The sequence below is a fragment of the Paenibacillus lentus genome (assembly GCF_003931855.1).
GTDB lineage: Bacteria > Bacillota > Bacilli > Paenibacillales > Paenibacillaceae > Fontibacillus > Fontibacillus lentus.
This window is the reverse complement of the sequence record NZ_CP034248.1, coordinates 78,290-101,458: the sequence shown is the minus strand read 5'-3', so window position 1 is coordinate 101,458 and position 23,169 is coordinate 78,290. Positions and strand designations below refer to the sequence as shown.

Here is a 23,169-nt window from a genome sequence, read left to right as displayed (position 1 = left end):
AGAAAGGAGCGATCAAGATGAGGAATGAAGGTGCGCTGGCTCATTTTCGCGACGAGGTGATTCGTCCGCAGCGGCAGATCATGCTCGAGCAGTTGGAACAGACTTATCAAGGCTGGCGTCTGGAGCTGATCGGGGAGTTCATCGCTTCGTTTCGGGCCTGGTGCCGGCAGCTGCTGGAGCTTCAGGCTGCGGGGAAGAAGGGACGGATCGGTTATATGACCTATTCGATGCTGCGGACAGCAATGCAAAGCGGAAAGATGATGTATCTAGGGGAAGCGCAGGATGAGAACTGGTTTATGGACCCCCAGCCCGTCAGATGCGGTTATGAAGCCAAATGGGCTTATCTGCCGCTGGAGAAGTGGAAGGAAGCGGTCATGTCCAGACGGCGGGAATATGCGGGACAGATTAGCGAGATGGATGTGGAGCGGGAAATGCGGCATGAAGCCGCCTATGTTCATGGCTATGTCGTCGCTTTGATCCGCCAGGCGATGCCCGAAGCCGTACGGCTGGAAGAATTCTTCCAGCTCGATAAGGAGGCGGTGGTTGAAATCCGCGTAGGCGAGTATTTGGACCACAGCGAAATCGTCTATAAGCTGGACGAGCGGGATTTGGACAGCGCAGAGGTGAGGGAATGGCTCGAGGCGGCCAAAGAGTGTGAATGCGCTTACGAAGTATACCGCAAGCTGGATTTGACTGGCGGGGATTACAGCGAATTGGATTTTCGCTACGCACGGTTCGAGGATACGCAGTTGAAGGACAGCCAGCTGGCGGAATGCATGCTGGTCGGCACGCGTTTTGAGAGATGCCTGCTTGCAGGCACGAATTTTGTTGGGTCCTACTTGCATGAAGCCAGCTTCGAGCATTGCGGGCTGCAAGGGGCGGATTTCAGACTCGTGGAAGGGATGAGCGGCACGGCAGGCATGGAGGATTGGGAAATTCCCGGGTTTATTGGTGTGAATTTTGCCGGGGCGGATTTATCCGATGCCGATTTCACGGGGGCGAATCTGCGCGGAGCCCGGTTTATCGGCGCGAATCTGACTGGGGCGAGCTTCATTGGGGCCAATGTTCAGGGCGCTGATTTTACGAATGCGGTATTGAAGGATGCCGATTTTACCGGTGCCATTCTGGAGGGAGCGCTCATCGACGAGAGCATTGCCGTTTCCAGTACTTTGGCTGCGCGGCGAGCTTTGCTTACTTATTTCACGGAAGCCGAGGGAGAGGTGAATCTCGATGGAGCTTGATTTGTACAAGCTGAGCCTGGATGAGCGTGTGTATAACCCGGCTGTTCCTGTGGGCGTTTTTGCGGAGATCACCAAAGAAATGCTGACGGAGAAAGGCTGTCATGCGCTTCAGGAGGCCCATTTGAATTTTACGATCCAGGAGGCAGAACGGGTGCAATACCCGGATTATTTGGAGTATCCTCTGCCTTTGTTATCGACCCGGCTGAAGCTATTAGTCGAGAAGTTCTGTCCACAAATGAAGTTCTTCGCGGTTCGCTTGCTGGATCTTCGGCGCAAGCATAGCCAGACGTACTGGCTGATGATCCCTCCACGGGTTGATTGCTTGTCTGCGGAGAGTGAGTTTCGGCCGGATGGGGCGCTTCGCCGTCTCGTGGTAGAGGTGGATCAGCAGAATCCATGGATGCTGTTCCAAGTGGCTGGTATTGCGGAGACACAGATTTTGGTTCATCTGGCGCTGGCGGAAAGCATACTGCGCAGAGACTTTGACGGAATCCGGCTAACGCGCGTCGAACGGGCGGCGACTGGAAGCAGTGAAGCTACTTACGGTAGTTGAGCAAATAAATTAGGGCGAATGAGCGAGGAGGAGTTAGAAGATGGAAGTTGTCGGTGCATATTCCACCAATGAAACTGACGGAGGAGAGCAGAAAAGCTATGTCGTGGCCGGAGCGATCTTAAGCTGCAGCTGTGGTACGCAATTGAATCGGCTGAAGACACCGCTGTGTCATGGCGTGCATTTGAAGGAGAAGGCGCAAATGAATGTTGCGGATTCTGAGCCTATGGTGAATATCATCCCGTTTGGCAACTGCTTCAGCATGCTGAATCCGGCAGTTCAGAACGGGGAAATGGATATCGAAGGCTTACAGAAAGCGCCTTGCGTTCCCGTTATTCTGGAGAAATGGGCTGGGGGCAAGGAAGATGTTTTGATTGAAGGGGAGCCAGCGTTGCTTAGCAACTGCACGACCTTTTGCATCCACGGTGGACTCATTCAGATTGAGGACGATGGCCAGGAGCTCGATGGAACATCGGTGGGGTGAGGCAGGGACGAAGAGGGAAACGGGTTTATTTTTGAAATTGAATACCAGCTGTACTAATCATTTAGCGACAGACAGGAGGTAATGATGTGCAAGCAGAGTCGACACAGGCAGCAGCAGGATATGGCCAAGTGCGGCTCGTGTGGCCTTACCGCATACAACAGATCAGTGAGCTGCGACTAGAGCGGAACGTAGGTGAGCACGCCAAGCTGTGGTTAACCGGGATTGTGCCGGAGGAAGATAAGGATCGTTATATTCAAGAGGCTAGAAGTCAGGACCCAATTGCGTTGGAAGAGACGGATGAGCAGGGAAAGACAAAGCGTACTCTGTTCCAGGGGATTCTGGACACGATCGCGGTTCGCGTTGTTCGGGGCATTTACTATGTCGAGTTGACAGCTGTTTCCTACTCGGCCCTGATGGACGTTGAAGTCAGAACCCGTTCTTACCAGAATCGGGAGATGAAATGCAGCGAACTGGTGGAGTCGGTTCTAGCGGCTTACCCGGGATCGGATTTTATCGATAATGCTATGAGCCATCAGCGTATTGGGCAATTTACGCTGCAGTATAAAGAGACCGACTGGCAGTTTCTGAAAAGGGTAGCTTCACGATTCGGGGCTGTCGTCATTGCGGAAACTGCGGCGGCATCTCCCAAGCTGTGGATGGGGCTCCCTGTGGGCCGGTTTCATCCGCTGCCGGAAGATACCCCTTATACGATTCAGCGTGATTTAAGCGCTCTGGAAGAGGCGCGCGGTGATGGAGCTGCGGATTTGCATCCATATGATTTTACCCGCTACGCGGTCGACCTGGTGAACTGGTATCCACTAGGCGATATTCTGGAATTCGCGGGACAGGAGCTAGTTATCTTCTCTGCGATCACGCAATTTACAGGAGGAGAGCTGCGGCATCAATACATACTTAGCCCGGAGAGAGGCATCCGGCAGAACAAAATTCTCAATACACCGCTGGCGGGAGCCTCGCTGGAAGGGAAAATTATCGACGTCCAGAAGGATCAAGTACGCGTCCATATGGATGTGGACGGGAAGCAGGCAAAGGAGGAGGCAAGCTGGCTGCCCTATTTTTCGATCTACACCGCCGAGGGCAATAGCGGTTTCTACTGCATGCCGCAGCAGGGAGATTCGGTGCAGGTGTATTTTCCAAGCCCGCGGGAGGAAGAAGCGATCGCCATGAGCTCGATCCGCCGAGGAGGCCAGCCTTCGCCGAAGATGGAAGATCCCAGCATGAAGTACTGGGGAACCAACTACGGCAAAGAAATGAAGTTCGGGGGCAGCGAACTAACGCTCACCGCTACGGAAGGAAGCCTGTTCATCTCTTTGGAGGATGAGGCGGGTGTATTAATTCAGAGCGACTCTGGAGTAATCATGGCAAGCAAGAAGGATTTGGAGCTTGCATCGGAGAAGGAAATAAAGATCGAAGCGGAGACTGGAATCTATCTGGTGTGCGGCGACAGCAGTATTGTCATGGACGGAGATACGGACATCCAGGGTACGGAAATTGTGCTGGAGGGATTGCAGAAAAGTCCGGTATACGTCGAAGATCTGGAGCCGGAACCGGAGCCGCCTTTTGTATCCGAAGTAGAGCCGCCTGAGAAGAAGAAGAGCTTTTGGGAAAAAGCGCTGGATGTGGTTCAGGTCGGCCTGGATGTCGCGGGGCTGATCCCGGGGCTTGGGGAGATCGCTGACCTCGTGAACGCAGGTATCTACCTGGCTCGTGGTGATTACGCGAACGCGGCATTGTCCGCGGCGGCGGCCATTCCGTTTGCCGGATGGGCGGCGACCGGGGCCAAGTTCGTGAAGCGCGGCGTCGAAACGTTTAAGGCAGGTCAGAAGCTGATGAAGGGCGTAGACCGGGCGGTGGATGCCTTCCAGGCGGTGAAGAAGACCGCCAGTATGATGCCAAGTCCGATGAGGCAGGACCTCGGCAAGGTGTGGACGAAAGCCCGGAAGCTGGGCAACAATCTGGGGCTGGGCGAACAGCTCGGGAAGATCAAGAATGCCATGCAGCGCCTGTCGGTTGGCCATCCAAGGCTCGCCCACGCTGTAAGCACATCGGCTAACGTCGGCCAGCAGGTCGCCATGCAATATACCCGCAGCCTGGCGATAGAAGCTGCAATGGAAGCCGGAGGCCGGATCGAATTCATCGGCAACTTCATCGAGCAGATCGGCGGAGACAAGATGCGCGCCGCAATCACCTGGGTATCCATCGCCACGAACAAGGGGCGGAGCAAGGGCAAGGCTACTACTGGCCTTAACCGCCATTTTGGCTTTACCAGCGGTGGCGGTAGTGGTGGCTCTGGGAAGCGTGGGGGTAGGGGGAATGCTGGAGACGTTAATGAAGCGTCAGGTCCAGTTATAGTTAAAGTATCAAAAAATGCTACACCTGATCAAAAAGCGCAAGCACAAAAGTATGTAGAAGGATGTAATAGAGCTTTAAAAGAGGGGTATATATCAGAAACAGGTAGAGTTTCTACTAAAGGGAAACTAAGGCAGGAAGCTTCTCGTGCTGCAAAAAAAGAAAAACAACGGGCAGAAAAAAATGGTAACCCATATCAAGGACACCCAGGTCACGTGCCTGATACAACCTGGACAAATAATCCAGAGCCTTTTGAGTGGCTAGATTTAGATCCAAAGATCAATACAAGTATTGGTGGACAGGCTAATGGATACCCTGTAGGTTATAAACCAACAGAATTTATTCTAGAAGAAGTTGATAACGCAAAGGAACAAAAAAAGAAAGAGAATAAGAAGAGACGGAAATAAATTTAACAGGGAGGTAGAATAATGAATTGGATTGAAACAATAGCAATAATGATTTTAGTTAAACAAGATATGGAAAAGTATGATGAAGAGGGCTTGTGGGAATACCATTTACCAGAAGTTGCTGCCTCTGAAGAACTTCTAATAAAAACCGAGCAACACCTTGGATATCATTTAGATTCGGAATATAAAGAATTCTTGAAATATGCAAATGGGTGGAAATCTTTTTATCAATCTGTCGATTTATTTGGTACAAATGAGCTTGTTTCTTCTTCTGATATGGATTATGCAGTAAATATACTTAATGCAATAGAAGATTCGGTAATATTTGAATGTGGAGTTCCGAGAGATGAACTTTTGCCGATTGCAGTGACAAAAATTGATAAGGACTTATTTGTAATAACCAAATTAAATTCTTCTAATCCTGGACAAGTAATTTGGTTTGCAGGAGAGGAGATAGATAGATTTGATAATTTTAAAGAATTTTTCTTGTCTATGATAGATTATAATAGAGAAGAACTAAAGTACTTTAAGGACTTAAATGGTTAAATGAAAATTAGAGTTTTAACAAATCGGGTTAACCCCCTAATATTGGACACAGCACCTCTTATTCGAATGATTGCATAGAATCGCTCGATGTTTCATAGTTTTTCATCTGATGACGATCATGCCTTACACGTTGATTTCCTTGGGTCTTACATTGCCTTGCCGGACTGCTTCCATGTATTCGTACGGCGACATATCATATATGCTTCCATGGATGCGATTGCGATTGTAATTGTAGATAAAACCGCTAACGATCTTATATGCCTGTTGGTAGCTCTCAAAATCGTGGCGCTGGTAACATTCCGATTCAAGGATCGAGTGAAAAGACTCGATGTGGGCGTTCTTATTCGGCGTCTTAGGCGGTATTCGTTCGTGGATAATTCCAAACTGTTCACAAGCCTCCGCAAACCGATGGCTAATGAACTGTGGACCGTTATCCGATCGAATAATTGGTCGATTCGCCTTGTCAAAGAGCTGGCGCTTCATTAGTGCCTCCTGCGTGATTTGAACCAGATCCTTAGCCTCGCAGGACAAGCCATGATGATAAGCAACAATTGCTCGGTCGAACACATCGATGATGCTCATCAGGAAGAAAAAGCGCTGTTCACCTTCGAGCCAACCATACTTAATATCCGTTTCCCACAGTTGATTGGAAGCGGTAATGACTTTGTTATTTGCGAGTCGTTTCGGATGCTTGGCCTTGAGCTTCCGCTGAGGGCGAAGCACATTCATTTTCTTGCACAGCCGATAGACTTTCTTCTTGTTAATCACAAGGTGGTGCTGGCGCCTCAGCATCTTTGTCAGCTTGCGGTATCCGTAGACAGACGTGTACTCATCGGCCAACAGCTCCATGATCCACTCACAGATTTGCTCATCGCTAATTCGCTTGTTGTCTTGCGTATATGAGTAACCAGGCGCGGAGCGACCGTTCCTGAGGATTCGCTCAGTTTGCTGATTCGGGCGATTCACATGTGCATAATATGTGGAACGCTCCACTTCCAGAATGCGCAGCACAAGGCTGATTGAATAGCCCTGCATGATGTATTTCTGCGAAATTTCTATTTTATCCGCAAGTGTGGGTTCGTTTTTTTTAACAGGTCACGGAGGATTTCCCTCTCTAGCGCCTGCTCTGCATAGAGCTTCTTGAGCTTCTCGTGCTCCTTCTCCAAGGCTGCATAATCTGAGGCTGTAGGAACGAATGAAGCATGCTTCAAAGCATCGCCATCCAATTCGTCAAGATCCTTGCGTTTCAATTCTCTTGCCCAGCGCAGCACCATCTTCGGATCAAGATCATGCTGCCTGGCTACTGCCGTCATATTGCCGATTTCATGCCCCTTGGATACAACCTTTTTCTTGAAGTTCAGATCATACCGTTTTCTTTCCATTGCGTTCCCCTCCGACTGATTTCATTCTATCGGAATAAGGGGTGTACTGTCCAAGTTCATTTGGGGGCTAAATAGAAATTTAAATTATTAAAGTGAATAATAACTTTTTTAACATGCCTTGATTGATGGTACATACGTTACTCGGTCAAGGCTTTGTTGTTTTATTAATTCTCCCATTTTATTAATTGATTTCCCTAACACCATTAAAACAAATATGATTAAGGTTTCATTGGGCGGTCATCTAGATTAAATAGATGGTCGCTTTTAATTTTGAGTTTTCCGCAATCCTAACTTATGAGATGGAAAAGAATGTCCGATAAAGTATATGGGGAAATTGGAATTTTTTATTGACTGAAGCCTAATTTTTCAATTGATAAAATGATAAATAGCTTGAGAGTGTTTGACTTTTTTTATTCTATTATCTATGGGGAACGACCCTTAAATAATAAAATCGTATTCCGATTTCAGGAAACGATAGAGGATATATAGAGTTAAGACATCGATGATTTGTATATGAACAATAGGAACTAGTAATTGTAGTAAGTGGCTAATGAAACTGAGGCCTTAATAAGAGTAAGGAGGATTGAAATATGCTGCGAGATCATTTATGTAATGAAGATGAATTGAGAGAAGGAATTGGATTAAATATCGAATTTATTGAAGAAAAGAGGGAGGATATTAACAGTTTAAAAGAGGAAATTAAAAATGGTATTCAAAGAAATCCTAATGATAATCATAGTATTATTGAGGGAAGATACTTAAGTAACTTTCTATATGAGATGGAGAACATTAGGGCAAAATACTCTTTAGGAAACAACATTGAAACAATAAAAGCAGATTTTGAAAATGCAATTACTGATTTGGAGAATGTGGGAAGGGATGAAGTTGGTTATATTGATCTTCTTTGGATGATTTCCTTAGGAATATTAATAGAAACAGATAAGAGAAACATTGAAAGATTAGGCAGGCTAGTCGAGAAGCAGAGACCATACAGAAGATGCTGGAAGCTGAACTTGATACGCACTTAGGCTACGAGAAGCATGAAGTGAAAGCGAAGGACGGGTCGTGTCCAGAATTGGGGGCAAATGCTACTTCAGTTTTCAGTCTTCTTCCCGGATTGTGTCAGTAACTATTTGCGTTAAAAATGGCAGTCCGCCCCCCTCGGAAGGGTTACTCTAATTGAGTTTACACAAAACTATTGACAGACCCATTAAATCTTAAACCATTATAATTAAGAGTATCAAATAACAAGCAGCGGCATCCAGCAACTGCTTGTTATTTTGTTAATAACCGCTGAACAGCTCGGGAAGATCAAGAATGCCATGCAGCGCCTGTCGGTCGGCCATCCAAGGCTCGCCCACGCTGTAAGCACATCGGCTAACGTCGGCCAGCAGGTCGCCATGCAATATACCCGCAGCCTAGCGATAGAAGCTGCAATGGAAGCCGGAGGCCGGATCGAATTCATCGGCAACTTCATCGAGCAGATCGGCGGAGACAAGATGCGCGCCGCAATCACCTGGGTATCCATCGCCACGAACAAGGGGCGGAGCAAGGGCACAAATCTCAACCGTAATCTTGGATTTAGCAGTGGTAGCGGTGGAAGTGGCTCTGGTGGGCAGCGTAAGGCTGGGGGGACTCAAGCAACAATTTTAAAAAGTGAGGGACCAAAACGTACACGTGAACCGAAGGATATTTATAGCCGGCCTTCCAAGTTCAGAAAGGGAGTCAAAGAAAAAACTTGGGAAAATGCTAAAGATGCTGATGGTAATGTAAAAGATCCATTAACTGGTGATATAATTGATCCTAAAGAGTCGTGGGATATGGGACATAAACCGGGCTTCGAATTTAGAAAACATAGAAAAAGTGCCCAAGAACGTGGAATTTCAAGAAAACAATTTTTAGATGAGCACAATAATCCTGATCATTTTCGGCCAGAAAAGCCAAGTTCCAATAGGAGCCACAAGGATGAAGATCACTCAGATGATTATAAAGGACCATAAGATGCATGAAGGGAAGGTAGTATATGAAGACAAGTGCTGAGCTTTATATTGGTAAGCTTGAAGAACTATTTGGTGAAGAAGACGTAATAAAAAAAATAGATCCATCGGATGGAAGTTCCCCAGTGCATGTATTTTTTTACTATGATTTGCCTGAAGAAGGTATGTTAACAGTAGTAACATATGGCCTTTCAGAAGGTGAATTTGATGAATGGAAAAGTGCTAAACCAGAACTAATTTTGAGTCTTGAAACGCAAGACGAGAGTTGGGGATTAGCCGTTGCCTATTTTGCTGCTGAATTTAGAGGCTTAAAGGGATTTTCTTATGGCGACATATTTACCTTGGATACTCCAATAGCAAAGGAATCAGAGATGACTGGATTCTTTACCTTTGCAACTTCAATTCTTGAAAAAGACGATACATCAATTAAATTGCCTGATAAAACAATCCAATTGGTTGGAATGTATCCTATATACAAGGAAGAAGTGGATTTGTTAAAAAGAATAGGAATTAAAGAATTTTGGCATAAAGAAGAATATAATATTTATAGTACTAATAGACCTAACTTAGCTCGACTATAGATTACATGAATGTTAACAACGAGGGGCTACAGTATTTACATTGTTGTAACAGGATCGTACAATACACCCAACAAATCAAACACTAAACAAATTGATAAATACGCTTATTAACTTTCAAAGGCTTATTCCAACTTGAAGTTCTAAGGAGGAGTGAGTCTTTTTTGAAAATGCAATTACTGATTTGGAGAATGTAGGGAAGAAAGAAGTTGGCTATATCGATTTCCTTTGGATGATCTCCATAGGGATATTAATTGAAACTGTTAACGTAAGTATAGGAGGACTTGCCAAAATAGTTGAGACAGAAAATATTCAAGATTTCTTGATTAATCATCATTGCTAATCGCAGATGATGTAGTTGGTGGTTTTTATGCGATGAATGGAGGGGCTTTTGAGGGCAGACTCGGCGAAATTTTTTATCTCGCACCTGACACCTTAGAGTGGGAAAGTCTGGATATGCAATATTCAGATTTTTTGAATTGGGCTTTTTTTTGGGGGATGTAAGTAAATTCTATGAATCATTCCGCTAGAACAATTGGGTAGAAGATGGGGACGCTATATCCGATCGCGCAAGGGCGGTTGTTCCGATCGAAGAATTATGGAACGTCAACCTGGTTAATAGAGAAAGATTAGGTATCCAGTAATATCTCGACCTTGATAAGAGGAGTAGAAACATGGAAAAGGAAATGAAGCTAAAATAGCTGAACTGGAAAAAAACACCATCTGTCCCATGGATACAATACAATGATTGGCCAATTTGTTGTAATGATTACGCAAAATATCTTGGAGAATGGAAAAGAGAATATCTTGAAAAGCAATCTGATGATGGGAACGGTTTGAATTATTTATTAAGTATTTTAGAACAGTTGTCGAAAGGGAAAATCGAAAATGTAGATGCATTTTGGGAAGATATAGGACATTATACTGCAATCTATGTATTTGAATGTTTAGATTGTTCAAAAAGAAATGCAATTCCTCAAAGCTATTAATATAGTCGGCCTTGATAAAGTGACATTACTCTATCAAGGCCTTTTTTTCTAATATTCATAAAATGAGATTAATTATCAAAGCTTGCACTTAAAGACGACCATTTATTAGTAAGTTTACCAATATTATTTCAAGTTCTGGAGGATGAGGCGGGTGTATTAATTCAGAGCGACTCTGGAATAATCATGGCAAGCAAGAAGGATTTGGAGCTTGCATCGGAGAAGGAAATAAAGATCGAAGCGGAGACTGGAATCTATCTGGTGTGCGGCGACAGCAGTATCGTCATGGACGGAGATACGGACATCCAGGGTACGGAAATTGTGCTGGAGGGATTGCAGAAAAGTCCGGTATACGTCGAAGATCTGGAGCCGGAACCGGAGCCGCCTTTTGTATCCGAAGTAGAGCCGCCTGAGAAGAAGAAGAGCTTTTGGGAAAAAGCGCTGGATGTGGTTCAGGTCGGCCTGGATGTCGCGGGGCTGATCCCGGGGTTTGGGGAGATCGCTGACCTCGTGAACGCAGGTATCTACCTGGCTCGTGGTGATTACGCGAACGCGGCATTGTCCGCGGCGGCGGCCATTCCGTTTGCCGGATGGGCGGCGACCGGGGCCAAGTTCGTGAAGCGCGGCGTCGAAACGTTTAAGGCAGGTCAGAAGCTGATGAAGGGCGTAGACCGGGCGGTGGATGCCTTCCAGGCGGTGAAGAAGACCGCCAGTATGATGCCAAGTCCGATGAGGCAGGACCTCGGCAAGGTGTGGACGAAAGCCCGGAAGCTGGGCAACAATCTGGGGCTGGGCGAACAGCTCGGGAAGATCAAGAATGCCATGCAGCGCCTGTCGGTTGGTCATCCAAGGCTCGCCCACGCTGTAAGCACATCGGCTAACGTCGGCCAGCAGGTCGCCATGCAATATACCCGCAGCCTGGCGATAGAAGCTGCAATGGAAGCCGGAGGCCGGATCGAATTCATCGGCAACTTCATCGAGCAGATCGGCGGAGACAAGATGCGCGCCGCGATCACCTGGGTATCCATTGCCACGAACAAGGGGCGGAGCAAGGGCAAGGGTACTACTGGCCTTAACCGCCATTTTGGCTTTACCAGCGGTGGCGGTAGTGGTGGCTCTGGGAAGCGTGGGGGTAGTAAGGATACTGGGACGAATGCTAAGAAACCAGAGGATGTTAATAAGGTATTAACCCACAATGGAGCATTTAGAGATGCAAAAAGAAGGGCTGGAATTCCTAATTCAATCCAGCATAAAAAACCTGTTTATGTTCATGATGGAACGAGTGAAAATCGAAAGGTATATGAGTTTGAAGTTGATGGGAAGAAAAAATATATTATTGAACATAGGGACGATAAGTTTGGGAGAGGTCCCCATTTTCATGGTGCTGATGACTTAAAAGGGAACCCATTAGAAAAAGGGAGGTATAACCAATATCCGGGTCACTCTCCGGAGGATTTTGATGGCTATAAAAAGAAAGGAAAACCTCAGAAAAGGTGATTAAATTGAATTTCGATAGAATAAAAAAAATAGAGCGCTTAAAAAGGAAGAATCGAAGAAACAACTTAATTAAGCAATTGTCCTTTTTGAGTTTACCGAAAGATCTATTTATGGAAGTAGAGGCTAACGAATCATTTTGTAGACAAGTATTCCTGACTCTTTCAAAACATCACAATCCAATCATTCTTCAGGGGCGGGACAATGAAGAAACTATCTATATGTCTATACAAGCGTTAAGAAATTTGGATATGCCGACCGCATTATTCAATAAAGAATGTAGAGTTTTCTTTTTTGGAGAATATGAAATTGAGGCCGTAAAACTTAACGTTAATGAGGTATTTATGAATCTGGAGAATGTACTTGATTTAACTAGGTTTTCTAAAGGTTATGGAGATTTCATATTAGTTGATGAAAATTTACTTTTCGGCATATGTATTGAAAGAACAGAATACCATTATGAACTTATTAAATGGGGGTTTTAATAATTTTTTATAATTAGAATAAAGGTGAAATAAACGAATCTTAGGAAATGATTTGGGTCAATCTATATGCTAGCAGATACGATTGACCTTTTTCATTTATGCTAATCTCAGAGCAGCAATGTTTCATTTCGTGATTGTGAATTTGATAAAGCCAATCTTGAAAACTGTAACTTGGAAGAAGCGGATATAGCGGACTGTGTCTTCAGTGAGGCGAATCTTCGTAAAGCACAGCTGAAACATGCAGAGATCTGGGTTAGTACCTGTATAGAAACTTGCTTTGATGAGGCCGAATTTTCTTATGGTAATTTATCAGGAACGACTCTTATTGAGGCTACATTCCGGAATGCGAATCTAACAGATATAAGTGCGGTAGAAGCGTTCTTTGATAAAACGATCTTTAATGGTGCAAATCTCTTAGGTGGAGATTTTTTCGGAATCTGACTTTATTGACGCTGATTTATCTAATGTTCAAGCTATAAGAGCGAACTTTACTGGTGTAAACTTATCAGGAGCCCATTTAACTAATGGTAATTTTCAAGAAGCTGATTTCACTAATGCAGATCTTGATGGTGTTACCTGGAAGGGGGCTAACATAGAAGGAGCCAAATTTGATAATGGTGTTAGGGAAATCATGTTAAAACAAATATGATTAAGGTTTCATTGGGCGGTCATCTAGATTAAATAGATGGTCGCTTTTAATTTTGAGTTTTCCGCAATCCTAACTTATGAGATGGAAAAGAATGTCCGATAAAGTATATGGGGAAAATGGAATTTTTTATCGAGTGAAGCCTAATTTTTCAATTGATAAAATGATAAATAGCTTGAGAGTGTTTGACTTTTTTTATTCTATTATCTATGGGGAACGACCCTTAAATAATAAAATCGTATTCCGATTACAGGAAACGATAGAGGATATATACGAGTTAAGACATCGATGATTTGTAAATGAACAATAGGAACTAGTAATTGTAGTAAGTGGCTAATGAAACTGAGGCCTTAATAAGAGTAAGGAGGATTGAAATATGCTGCGAGATCATTTATGTAATGAAGATGAATTGAGAGAGGAATTGGATTAAATATCGAATTTATTGAAGAAAATAGGGAGGATATTAACAGTTTAAAAGAGGAAATTAAAAATGGTATTCAAAGAAATCCTAATGATAATCATAGTATTATTGAGGGAAGATACTTAAGTAACTTTCTATATGAGATGGAGAACATTAGGGCAAAATACTCTTTAGGAAACAACATTGAAACAATAAAAGCAGATTTTGAAAATGCAATTACTGATTTGGAGAATGTGGGAAGGGTTTAAAAACGAAGTTAGTTCAATTTGTTCTACATAATGATCAACAATACTTTGCGATGGTACCGATAGATACAAAAATTAATAAGATGTACGAGGTAACGATCCTGGATGTAGAGTGAGTATAGAAACTTGTTTTGACGAGGTCGAGTTAAATTGAGAACCAAAAAAAACCGGTCGCCGAGAAAAAACTTCTTGAACGACCGGTTTTTCATGTAGTGGTAATTTAATATTGGTACAAATTATTCTATGGGGACATCCGGGAGCTGACGCACGTAGCTGTCGGATAAATGCAGCAATTGCAGGGCGCGGTCATACTCTTTTTCTGTAGTAAGATGTTGCGACGCTTGAGCTTCATGAAATGGAAAATGGATTCCGTCCTGATATTCGATGCCAGGCAGGAATAAAGCTTTATCATTCAGGAATGATCCTGAAGGCAAATAATACCGCTGTGGCAGCAGGTTATACGTTTGATTGAATAAATCTTGGCCGAAGTGGATCTGCTGATCTAATGAGATTCCTAATAGATTGGCCAAGGTAGGTAAAATGTCTACTTGACCGCCAACCGTATCTAGTACTGCGGGCTCGGACATATTTGGAGCCGAAACAATCAGCGGTATATTAATCATATCGATATAGCTATATTCCTTGCCATAGATCTCCTTCATCAGCTCTAGCCCCTGTTTGTCCAGAGAATACATCGGCAGGCCGAGATGGTCGCCATAAATCAATACTATGCTGTCGTCCCAAATACCTCTCTCCTTCAGCTCCTCGATGAACTTGCCAAGCGCCTGATCTGCATAATTTTGCGCCTGGATATAGTCGCCGACCATATTGTCCTGATAGCGTTCAGGCAATGGGAAGCTGCGTTTCTCATTCGGCAGGGTATAAGGATGGTGCGCGGTCATAGAGAGTACATGGGCGTAGAACGGATGATCCGCATCATACATTTTTTGAATTTCGTCGATCGTTTTCGTGTACAGCACCTCGTCCGAAGGGCCGAAGAAGACGGTGTCCTCGCTGCCGAAATACGTTTTATCGTAAAAACGGTCAAATCCGATTGCATTATACAGAGCACGGCGATTCCAGAAGTCAACGACATTCGTATGGAAGGTTGCCGTATCATAGCCTTGGGCTTTGAGCAACTTCGGCAAGCTCGGAAGCTGTTTGGAAGCATAATTTTGCGTCGCTGCCTCGTTATAAGGAATGTAAAAGGACGTATTGACGACGAATTCAGCATCCGAGGTATTGCCTTGGCCGACCATTTGATAGAAATGTCTGAAGTAAATATTGTCCCGTGCCAATTTATTCATCGTCGGGGTCACTTCCTGTCCGTCAATCTTGAAATCGATCAAGAAATTTTGGAAGGATTCCATTTGAATGATGATGACGTTCTTGTCTTGTGCTGCTCCAAAATAAGCGGGCTCAGCGACAGGAGTAATCCCCTTGAGTTCATTTATTTTGGCTTGCGATATCTCCCTCTTATCGGTCAGCTCCGGTTCTTTGCTTTTAAATATGGTGTATGTCTCATAATTGAGAATCCCCATTTGCTCCGCTTGTTTGATTTCGTTCATAGTGGCTCGGTTCGGCCAAATGTTGAAAACGCATAGAGCAAGAGAGACCGAGAAGATCACGGCCGCAACACTTCCTCTAATCCGTTTAAGATTGAAGAAGCTCTTGATAACGCAGGATCGTTTTTTTCGCATCAGCCAAAATCCCAGTACCACAATGTCTAGAAAGATCAGCAGGTAGTGTGGCGAGAGCAGCGAGAAGACGCTATTCTTGACTGCGGTTACCTGGTTAACCTGCTGCAGTGCATTAGGATTAACGATCACACCGTAATATTTATAATACATAATGACGGCAAAAAGAACGGCGGTAATAATGAAATTCACTCCAAGGTAAATCCCGATTTTGCGTTTGGAGGAGAACCATTCAATTAGGATGAAGGCGATCCAGATAAATGGGATTTCCTTCAGCAACGGCCCCCAGGGCTGTGCCCCATCGAAAACAGCGAGCCAGGTAATGTAGATTTTCAAAACCATAATGATCGAGAAAAAAACGAATGGCTTCATATTGGATGGACGGATCCGATGTAGTAAAGACACAATGTTCCCTTCCTTTCAAAAATATAGCTGGGAGCGAAAGCGCCTTTGCTGCTTACACTCCGTTTACATTAGTGGATAAATACTTTTATATAATACCTCATATTACAGGCAGATGAAAATATCGTTCAAGGAAGCTCATCATTGACTAGAAGCCGTAAATGCTGTTAAATTATACATAACCTCGTTAAAGGAGAGAATTTGATGTTGGTAGTCGTTCTTAACTAATTAATTTCATATGGACTGTCATTCGTACGATAGAAGTGCCGTTATCTCTACAACGTGCGCCTAGCTTCGTGTACCTGAATTGCGGTCTGTGAATTTAGTTAAGAACACGCGGGACATCATACGGCGCCTTTATTGCTGTTTGTATTCGGAATCTAACTCCGTGCTGTTGTTCAGCACGGTTTTTTTATTTTCTGAATATGCGGACAGCTAAGGATACAAGGGCTAGGGATGCGCTATGTGCATTCTTACGCCCTTTTTTTGTTGTACAAATTTAAGAGGAAGAAATGGAGGCTAGCGATCATGGAATCATTTACATTGGGCATGTTGGAATACGACAAGATTAAAGAGGAGCTGGCAAGCTACGCCGTATCTTATGAAGGCAAGTTACGGATTAAGAAGCTGTTCCCGATGGAACGGAGAGCGCAGATTGAGCAGGCGATGGAGGAGACGGTGGATGCCAAGACACTGCTAATGGCAGGAACGAGTATTCCATTGCCTTCGCTGGAAGGCATTGAAAATGTTGTAGCTCTAATTGGTACGGGGTATCTGTTCACAGAGAAAGATTTTACGGCTATTCAGACGTTTCTGCAAAGCTGCGGGCAGCTTAAAAAGTATATGGCATCCAAGGGCGAGCTTGCTCCCCGAATCGGGATTTACGCGGCTTCGCTGTATGAATTGCCGCATTTACAGCAGGAGATACAGCGCTGCATTCGCCATGGGGTCATTCTGGATGGTGCCAGCCGCGAACTTGAGAAAATTCGCCGTAAGATGGCGATGTTAAAGGATAAAATCCAGAAGAAGCTGAACGCGGTCATGTCCAGGCACGCCGCCATCCTGCAAGAGAATTTGGTCAGTATGCGAGGCGGCAGATATGTGATTCCAGTGAAAAAGGATTACTACAGGCAGGTCAAAGGAAAAAGCTTGGATCAATCTACGAGCGGTCAGACGGTATTTATAGAACCGGATGAAGTAGCATCGCTCCAAGCTGAGCTGGAGGTGCTGGCCGGGGATGAAGCGCGTGAGGAAGCTAAAATTCTCGGGGTTTTGACAGAAATGGTGGAAAAAGAAGCGCATGAGCTGTCGCAAAATATTGAGATCACGGGCACATATGATTTTATTTTCGCCAAAGCCAAGTATGCAATGACTATGGATGGCGTGGCCGTTCAAATTTGTGAGGACGGGGGGAGCAGAATTTTGGGAGCGCGTCATCCGCATTTACTTAAAACGATGGTGCCGCTGGATTTGGCCATTGGCTCCACCTACAAGACGCTTATCATTACAGGGCCCAACACAGGCGGGAAAACTGTTGTCCTGAAAACATTTGGATTGCTCGCCTTAATGGTGCAATCGGGTCTGCTTGTTCCGGTAAATCCTGGCAGCAGATTTGCCATCTTTAACCGCATTATGGCTGTGATTGGCGATGGTCAAAATCTGGAGCAATCGTTAAGCACCTTCTCTGCACAAATTAAGAGCTTGGTCTCCATGATTCGCGAAGCGGGTCCGAATACGCTGCTTCTGATCGATGAATTGGCGGCAGGAACCGACCCCGGAGAAGGAATCGCCTTATCGATAGCGATCCTTGAAGAGTTAAACCGCCTGGGAGCGACGGTTCTAGTTACCACCCATTTTAATGAGCTCAAAACATTTGCCGCACAAACGGAGGGCTTTCAGAATGCCCGTATGGAATTCGACCCTGAGACGTTAATGCCGCTGTATCGTTTGACGATCGGCCAGGCGGGCCAGAGCTATGCAATTGAAATCGCGAGCAAGCTCGGGATATCCCTGGACATCATAGAGCGATCTAGGGAAATGATAGAGAATCGATAAATAGAGGAGAAGCGAGTCAGGGAGAAGTTCCCTGGCTCGCTCCTATCTCCTAAAGATCGACAAATAATGTTAATATTTTTCTATTTTTAAGAATATGTTTTTTGTCATCATGGGTTATGATGGAGTGGACCAGAAGAGAGAAGGTGAATTTATGGCTTACGAGGCACTGTGTAGCATGGGCCGGCACACCAATCGCCCCAAAGTTAGCGGGGAACTTATGGACACGATCGAAAACCTACGATTAGAGTTAATGAATGCTGCGGACAGCAGCAATTTTAGTAGTGAGACGGTGCTGGAGTTAAGTCAGCGTCTCGATAAATATATTGTACAAGCTCAGAATCAAATGCTGGGCAGGCAAGATTTTACGGCTGGAGTAGCCAACGCTTCTCGGATAAAGGAATGCACTTCTTCCGAATACCGTTTCGGATCGACGCTATAGGCGTCGGCATGTTGAGCCCCCTCTATGAGCAGCAATTTTTTAGGCTCTGGCTTATGTTCATACAGATCTTTACTCATGTGAGTAGGTACATAATCGTCTTGCGTGCCGTGCACAAACATAACGGGTATCGTACTTTGTTCTACCGTTTTAAGCGGACTTACCTGCTTTAGCCTGAACCCCGCTTTTCGTTCCAGTCGCCTGTCAATCAGGGGTAGGAACGGAAAGGCGGGGATTTTATTTAGCACGCGGAGTTGGTAAGTCATAAGTTCTGTCAAATCGGAGTAAGGACAATCGGCGATTACGAATTTGACATTTGGATGGGCGATGGAGAGATACTCCAGAACTGTTCCCCCGCCAAAGGATTGGCCATGTAAGCCGATGATGAGATCGCGGCCGTAATGGTCCAGCAGCCAGGTTACCCAAGTTTGCACATCGTGCTTCTCATGGTAACCGTAGGTTGTATATTCTCCTTCGCTATTACCGTGTCGGCGCTGGTCGATGAGCAGAACGTTGAATCCTTCCTCTTGGAACATATCTACGTACTGAGCAGATACGTGCAACGATACGGTGTAGCCATGGACGATAATGACCCACTGCTTGGAGTCAGGGAAGTTTTCCAATACGTAGCCGCTTAAAGCAAGTCCATCCCTGGAAATGACCTTCACTTCCTTTTTAGCGAGCATTTCAAAACGGTCTCGCGAGTAAATGCCTGTTTTCTCCAGGTAGGCGAATATATTCTCATAGGTCTGCAATTTCATTTGAGTGATTTGTCGAACCGCAAAGCGTGTTAAGAGACTGGCAGCGAGCACAACCACCAGTATAATAATGATTAGAATGGTGTAAACCATATGCAGGTATCCTCCTATATTTCCTCCGATATTTATCTCTTTGTATCATAGTATCACCGAAATCAAGGCAAGAAAATCGAAGAAGTTTCAAAAAATTGGTTCAAATTAATTTATCTTTGACTCATCCTCCTTGTTTGTGATTAGCTATATAGGTATGTCTTAAAAGGAGTGATGAAATTGTATAGATGCGGGGGATATATACCCGTTATTGAAAGCGAACGATTGCGTTTAAGAAAAATGGAGCGAGCAGATGCCCAGCGGATGTTTCAATTTTGGAGCGATCCTGAGGTCGTTAAATATATGAATATCCCTCCATTTGCCTCTGTGGAGGATACATTGGAAATGATTCAATTGTTAAACACACTGTCGGAGAGTGAGGATGCTTTACGCTGGGGAATCGAATTGAAGGAAGAGGGACAATTGATAGGCAGCTGCGGCTTTAACGTTTGGGAGCTGTCGGGGTCCTATCGCGGGGAAATCGGATATGATTTAGGCAAGGAATATTGGGGACACGGATACATGTCGGAGGCGATGCGTATGGTTCTGTCCTACGGCTACCAGACGATAGGCTTAAACCGGATTGAGGCGCTTGTGCACCCGCACAATGCTGCTTCCCAAAGGCTGCTTCGGGCTTTTGATTTTACGGAAGAAGGTTTGCTTCGGCAGTACCAGAAGACGGAGGATGGTTTTGTGGATTTGCTGATGTTTTCGCTGCTCAGGCAAGAATATTATTCGGGAGGAAAAGCATGGTGACACAAGGGGGAATTGCAAAAAAATTTCCGCTAGAGCGACTCGATCCGTTAAGCAAACTGGTGGCTTTGTTCTGTTTGGCTATTTTGGCGATGCGTATGGAGCACCCGATTCCGCAAGCTGTGATGCTGTTGTTCGTCTTGGTTGCTGCTATAGCTGGAGCGGGAATGAGTATGGGGCGGCTAGGCAGAAGAGTATTATTTATCGCGGGCTTTGGGTTGCCGCTATTTATTCTGACATCGATCTCAGCCGCTGCAGGACAGATTTATTTAACCTTGGGGCCATTTTCATTGACCGAAGTTGGGCTGCTTCACGGGGCGGCCGTTACATTGCGAATGATGGTATTGTTCCTCTCATCGCTGATCTATATTGAATCTACGGATGCCAAGGACTTTATCGTCATTATGGCTCAGCGGCTAAAACTGCCCTACCGTTTCCTGTTTGGGATATCTATGGCATTGACCTTTCTGCCCTTATTAGAAGCAGAGGCCAAAATAACCAATGCCGCACGGAAAATACGCGGAGGACGGGCTCCACGCGGTATTAAAGAGCGCCTAACGATGGGCCGCAGTCAGTTGTTCTCTATTTTTGCGGGGGCGATCCGCCGTGTTCAGCAAACTGCCGGAGCGATGGATGCCAAGGGATTTGGAGCCTTTGAGAACCGTACCTATTTCCGTGATGTAAGGATAGGGATTAGCGGTTATGTCGTCTGTTTCACTAGCATCTTCGCACTTGTGATACTGCTGCTTTTATAGCTGCCCTGAAAAAAAAGTCTTGACGAAACTTAATTGTTAACCTAAATTCATGTATGAGGTTAACAATTAAGGTGAAAGGAAGATTAAAGTGAAGCAAGGGAATGGAGATGCAAGGAAAGCCTTCGCCGCTTTTACTACGATGGATATTGTACTTATGGCCATGCTGGCCGCGGCGAATGCAGTGATGACGGTATACTTATCGCCTGTCAACCAAGCGTTGAACAGTATCGGAGGACCTATCGCAACCTCCACGATAACTGGATTATATATGGTATACGGTCTCCTCGCTTATTACATTATTCGTAAACCGGGTACGGCAGTGATTACTTATAGCATTGGAGCGGTTGTTCAGTCTTTTATGGGAACCGCTTATGGACTTCTTTCGTGCTTTGCTGCTGCGGCCTGTTATATGGTCATTGCGGAACTTATATTTTTTATTTTTAAATATCGAAATTGGGGCTGGTCGGTGCTCTTGCTGGCTGGCGGGGCTATGGTGCCCATTTGGTTTTTTGTGGCAGCTCAAATGTTTGGTTATATGAATTGGAGCTTGAACATCCTGCTTATAGCTCTAGTCGTACGGACGATTAGCGGTATCATATTGTGCGGGGTGCTGACTAAATTGCTGGGCGATGCTTTGGCTCGAAGCGGTCTGCTTCGCCGCTTTGCCGTTAGCGTAAAGGGCTGATGGATTTGACGGTGACCAGGAAGAAGCCAATCATCGAGCTGCAGCATGTAGCCTTTCGGTATGAAGCGGATGAGGGGCCTGTCGTGACGGATGTGTCGCTTGCAATTCGCCCCGGGGAGTGGGTTGCGATAACTGGTCACAGCGGGAGCGGCAAATCGACGATCGCGCAGCTTCTCAGCGGCTATTTGCCAAGAGCCGGGGGCGGTGTTCGCGACGGGGTGCTGCTTGTGGACGGGCTTGACCCGGCCGAGGCAAGCATCGCTGAGGTAGTGCAGCGTATCGGCGCTGTGTTTCAAGACCCTGATGCGCAGCTAGTACAGGGGCGGGTAGAGGACGAGGTAGCCTTCGGCCCCGAGAACTTGCGCTTTGATGTGCCCGCGATTGAGCAGCGGGTTACAGACGCCCTTGCCGCGGTGGATCTCACGGAGCGGCGATATGACAGCGTCCATGCGCTGTCAGGCGGACAGCGGCAGCGAACGGCCATCGCGGCAGTGCTGGCGCTGGCTCCGCCGGTGCTCGTGTTCGACGAGCCTGTGGCGAGTCTGGACGTGAACTCGCGGCGGCGATTTCTTGCTTTGTTGCGCCAGCTGCATCGGGAAGGCCGGACCCTTATCACGGTGTCTGGCCGACTCGATGAGCTAGCGCAAGCAGCGCCACGGCTTATCGTGATGGAGGGCGGCAAAGTGATGATAGATGGGCCAACGGATGAACTGATTAGCCGGAAATGGGCGCATTTAGTGGAGCTTGGCGTGCTTCCGGGGCAAAGTCTTCCGCCGCCCTGCACAGAGAGTCTAGCCCAGCGCCACGTGAAGATCTCAGAAGCGAGTCAAGCAAGTCAAGCGAGTCACACAGCGGAAGAGCACTTGCCGGGTGCTGCTTATGTTGAAGAGGGCTCGTTATCCATGGGCCCGGCTAAAATCGGCAAACGGCTGCGAGGATCGGGGCGAGAGCCGCTGCTTCAAATTCAAGGCCTGTCCTTTGCTTATGGCAAAGCAGGACCGACAGTGCTGCAGGATGTGAATCTGACTTTAAATGTCGGGGAATGGCGTTTGCTCTGCGGGGAGAACGGCTCGGGTAAGACCACGCTGTCCCGTTTGCTCATGGGTTTGCTGTCCCCGCCTCGCGGCACGATTTGGTGGCAAGGACAGGATGTCGCAAAGCTGACCTTGTATGAGCTTGCAGGGGATATTGGATATGTCTTTCAGCAGCCGGAGCATCAATTCGTGGCTGCCACTGTATGGGAGGAATTAATTTACGGTCCACGATTCCAGATGCGCCTGAGGCCGGGAGATGCGCTGCCCCAAGAAATCATTGAGCGTGCTGAGGAATTGCTGCAGAGTATCGGACTGTCCGAACGAGGAGAGGTTTCTCCTTATCTGCTAAGCGGCGGGGAGAAACGCCTGCTTAGCGCGGCAGCTGCCATGATGGTGCCGAAGAAGCTGTATATTTTGGACGAGCCTACCGCAGGGGCCGATTACAGAGGGACCAGGGCTCTCGCCGCATTATGCCGCCGAGCAGTGAGAGAGGGGGCGTCCGTTATTATGATTACCCATGAGCCCGAGTGCTTTGCGGGCGAACCACTAACAATTTGGATGATGGATCAGGGCAGACTACAGTTGTAGTCTGCTTCTTCCTTTTTAGAGGGGCTTCCCTTATACTATTAGCTAGCTTAAGGACATGTATGGAAAATTGTTAAGCTTCGGAAAGGA

24 protein-coding genes and 2 pseudogenes are annotated in these 23,169 nt (G+C 46.0%); 22 read left to right on the top strand and 4 right to left on the bottom strand.

Annotation, left to right across the window (positions count from 1 at the left end; translation table 11 throughout):
- The first annotated feature begins 17 nt into the window (after nt 1-17).
- The 5 genes from EIM92_RS00560 (at nt 18) to EIM92_RS00540 (ending at nt 5,595) form a co-directional block, all read left to right on the top strand.
- The gene (locus tag EIM92_RS00560; protein WP_125081003.1) at nt 18-1,241 is read left to right on the top strand and encodes a pentapeptide repeat-containing protein; all 1,224 of its coding nucleotides are present in this window, start codon (nt 18-20) and stop codon (nt 1,239-1,241) included.
- Nucleotides 1,231-1,794: a serine protease gene (locus EIM92_RS00555; RefSeq protein WP_125081002.1), complete on the top strand. Its 564-nt coding sequence runs from the start codon at nt 1,231-1,233 to the stop codon at nt 1,792-1,794. The genes EIM92_RS00560 and EIM92_RS00555 overlap by 11 nt, the downstream gene beginning before the upstream one ends.
- Nucleotides 1,795-1,834: 40 nt before the next feature.
- Nucleotides 1,835-2,275 (top strand): DUF4280 domain-containing protein, encoded by a 441-nt coding sequence (locus EIM92_RS00550; protein ID WP_125081001.1) that lies wholly within the window; start codon nt 1,835-1,837, stop codon nt 2,273-2,275.
- A gap of 86 nt (nt 2,276-2,361) precedes the next feature.
- Nucleotides 2,362-5,049, top strand: a complete 2,688-nt coding sequence (locus tag EIM92_RS00545) for a contractile injection system protein, VgrG/Pvc8 family (protein ID WP_125081000.1) — start codon at nt 2,362-2,364, stop codon at nt 5,047-5,049.
- An 18-nt stretch (nt 5,050-5,067) separates the two neighbouring features.
- Complete coding sequence (locus tag EIM92_RS00540) at nt 5,068-5,595, top strand: SMI1/KNR4 family protein (RefSeq protein ID WP_125080999.1); 528 nt, start codon at nt 5,068-5,070, stop codon at nt 5,593-5,595.
- A 123-nt stretch (nt 5,596-5,718) separates the two neighbouring features.
- On the opposite strand, the gene EIM92_RS00535 is transcribed toward EIM92_RS00540, so the two are convergent.
- Both EIM92_RS00535 and EIM92_RS00530 read right to left on the bottom strand, forming a co-directional pair.
- Complete coding sequence (locus EIM92_RS00535) at nt 5,719-6,630, bottom strand: IS3 family transposase (RefSeq protein WP_125080998.1); 912 nt, start codon at nt 6,628-6,630, stop codon at nt 5,719-5,721.
- Between the two features lie 20 nt (nt 6,631-6,650).
- Nucleotides 6,651-6,977 (bottom strand): transposase, encoded by a 327-nt coding sequence (locus EIM92_RS00530; RefSeq protein ID WP_125080997.1) that lies wholly within the window; start codon nt 6,975-6,977, stop codon nt 6,651-6,653.
- Nucleotides 6,978-7,570: 593 nt separating this feature from the next.
- Here EIM92_RS00530 and EIM92_RS00525 point away from each other — a divergent pair.
- The 11 genes and pseudogenes from EIM92_RS00525 to EIM92_RS00480 all read left to right on the top strand — a co-directional run.
- Nucleotides 7,571-7,960: pseudogene (locus tag EIM92_RS00525) on the top strand (DUF1910 domain-containing protein); the annotation flags it as partial.
- 339 nt (nt 7,961-8,299) lie between these two features.
- The gene (locus EIM92_RS24450; RefSeq protein ID WP_125084954.1) at nt 8,300-8,977 is read left to right on the top strand and encodes an HNH/ENDO VII family nuclease; all 678 of its coding nucleotides are present in this window, start codon (nt 8,300-8,302) and stop codon (nt 8,975-8,977) included.
- Between the two features lie 23 nt (nt 8,978-9,000).
- Entirely contained in the window at nt 9,001-9,555 is a 555-nt protein-coding gene (locus EIM92_RS00515; RefSeq protein ID WP_125080996.1) for a suppressor of fused domain protein, read from the top strand.
- Between the two features lie 172 nt (nt 9,556-9,727).
- A complete protein-coding gene (locus EIM92_RS24670) occupies nt 9,728-9,895 on the top strand; it encodes a PoNe immunity protein domain-containing protein (RefSeq protein WP_125084953.1) in 168 nt (55 codons plus the stop codon).
- Nucleotides 9,896-9,927: 32 nt separating this feature from the next.
- Entirely contained in the window at nt 9,928-10,056 is a 129-nt protein-coding gene (locus tag EIM92_RS24665) for a DUF2625 family protein (RefSeq protein ID WP_211344408.1), read from the top strand.
- A gap of 197 nt (nt 10,057-10,253) precedes the next feature.
- On the top strand, nt 10,254-10,541 hold the full coding sequence (locus tag EIM92_RS24660; RefSeq protein WP_125084952.1) for a CbrC family protein: 288 nt from the start codon (nt 10,254-10,256) through the stop codon (nt 10,539-10,541).
- A 183-nt stretch (nt 10,542-10,724) separates the two neighbouring features.
- On the top strand, nt 10,725-12,035 hold the full coding sequence (locus tag EIM92_RS24000) for an HNH/endonuclease VII fold putative polymorphic toxin (RefSeq protein WP_246021158.1): 1,311 nt from the start codon (nt 10,725-10,727) through the stop codon (nt 12,033-12,035).
- A 5-nt stretch (nt 12,036-12,040) separates the two neighbouring features.
- On the top strand, nt 12,041-12,517 hold the full coding sequence (locus EIM92_RS00490) for a YxiF family protein (protein WP_125080995.1): 477 nt from the start codon (nt 12,041-12,043) through the stop codon (nt 12,515-12,517).
- A 171-nt stretch (nt 12,518-12,688) separates the two neighbouring features.
- Nucleotides 12,689-12,958, top strand: coding sequence for a pentapeptide repeat-containing protein (locus EIM92_RS23995; RefSeq protein WP_342772888.1), 270 nt, complete (start codon nt 12,689-12,691; stop codon nt 12,956-12,958).
- Complete coding sequence (locus tag EIM92_RS23990) at nt 12,936-13,166, top strand: pentapeptide repeat-containing protein (protein ID WP_246021157.1); 231 nt, start codon at nt 12,936-12,938, stop codon at nt 13,164-13,166. Before EIM92_RS23995 ends, EIM92_RS23990 begins: the two co-directional genes overlap by 23 nt.
- 376 nt (nt 13,167-13,542) lie before the next feature.
- Nucleotides 13,543-13,823 (top strand): annotated as a pseudogene (locus EIM92_RS00480) (PoNe immunity protein domain-containing protein); the annotation flags it as partial.
- A gap of 242 nt (nt 13,824-14,065) precedes the next feature.
- On the opposite strand, the gene EIM92_RS00475 reads toward EIM92_RS00480, so the two are convergent.
- A complete protein-coding gene (locus tag EIM92_RS00475) occupies nt 14,066-15,931 on the bottom strand; it encodes an LTA synthase family protein (protein WP_246021155.1) in 1,866 nt (621 codons plus the stop codon).
- Nucleotides 15,932-16,456: 525 nt separating this feature from the next.
- Here EIM92_RS00475 and EIM92_RS00470 point away from each other — a divergent pair.
- Together EIM92_RS00470 and EIM92_RS24565 are read left to right on the top strand one after the other, a co-directional pair.
- A complete protein-coding gene (locus tag EIM92_RS00470) occupies nt 16,457-17,983 on the top strand; it encodes an endonuclease MutS2 (RefSeq protein WP_125080994.1) in 1,527 nt (508 codons plus the stop codon).
- Nucleotides 17,984-18,077: 94 nt separating this feature from the next.
- A complete protein-coding gene (locus tag EIM92_RS24565; RefSeq protein ID WP_342772887.1) occupies nt 18,078-18,422 on the top strand; it encodes a Spo0E family sporulation regulatory protein-aspartic acid phosphatase in 345 nt (114 codons plus the stop codon).
- Here EIM92_RS24565 and EIM92_RS00460 read toward each other — a convergent pair.
- Nucleotides 18,323-19,270: an alpha/beta hydrolase gene (locus EIM92_RS00460; protein WP_125080993.1), complete on the bottom strand. Its 948-nt coding sequence runs from the start codon at nt 19,268-19,270 to the stop codon at nt 18,323-18,325. The two genes, EIM92_RS24565 and EIM92_RS00460, sit on opposite strands and share 100 nt — an antisense overlap.
- A 171-nt stretch (nt 19,271-19,441) precedes the next feature.
- On the opposite strand from EIM92_RS00460, the gene EIM92_RS00455 reads away from it, so the two are divergent.
- From EIM92_RS00455 to EIM92_RS00440, 4 genes are all read left to right on the top strand, one after another.
- On the top strand, nt 19,442-20,023 hold the full coding sequence (locus EIM92_RS00455) for a GNAT family N-acetyltransferase (RefSeq protein WP_125080992.1): 582 nt from the start codon (nt 19,442-19,444) through the stop codon (nt 20,021-20,023).
- The gene (locus tag EIM92_RS00450) at nt 20,017-20,775 is read left to right on the top strand and encodes an energy-coupling factor transporter transmembrane component T family protein (protein WP_125080991.1); all 759 of its coding nucleotides are present in this window, start codon (nt 20,017-20,019) and stop codon (nt 20,773-20,775) included. The genes EIM92_RS00455 and EIM92_RS00450 overlap by 7 nt, the downstream gene beginning before the upstream one ends.
- 139 nt (nt 20,776-20,914) lie before the next feature.
- Nucleotides 20,915-21,460: an ECF transporter S component gene (locus EIM92_RS00445; RefSeq protein ID WP_125084948.1), complete on the top strand. Its 546-nt coding sequence runs from the start codon at nt 20,915-20,917 to the stop codon at nt 21,458-21,460.
- Nucleotides 21,461-21,471: 11 nt separating this feature from the next.
- Complete coding sequence (locus EIM92_RS00440; RefSeq protein ID WP_246021476.1) at nt 21,472-23,082, top strand: ABC transporter ATP-binding protein; 1,611 nt, start codon at nt 21,472-21,474, stop codon at nt 23,080-23,082.
- The last annotated feature ends 87 nt before the right edge of the window (nt 23,083-23,169 follow it).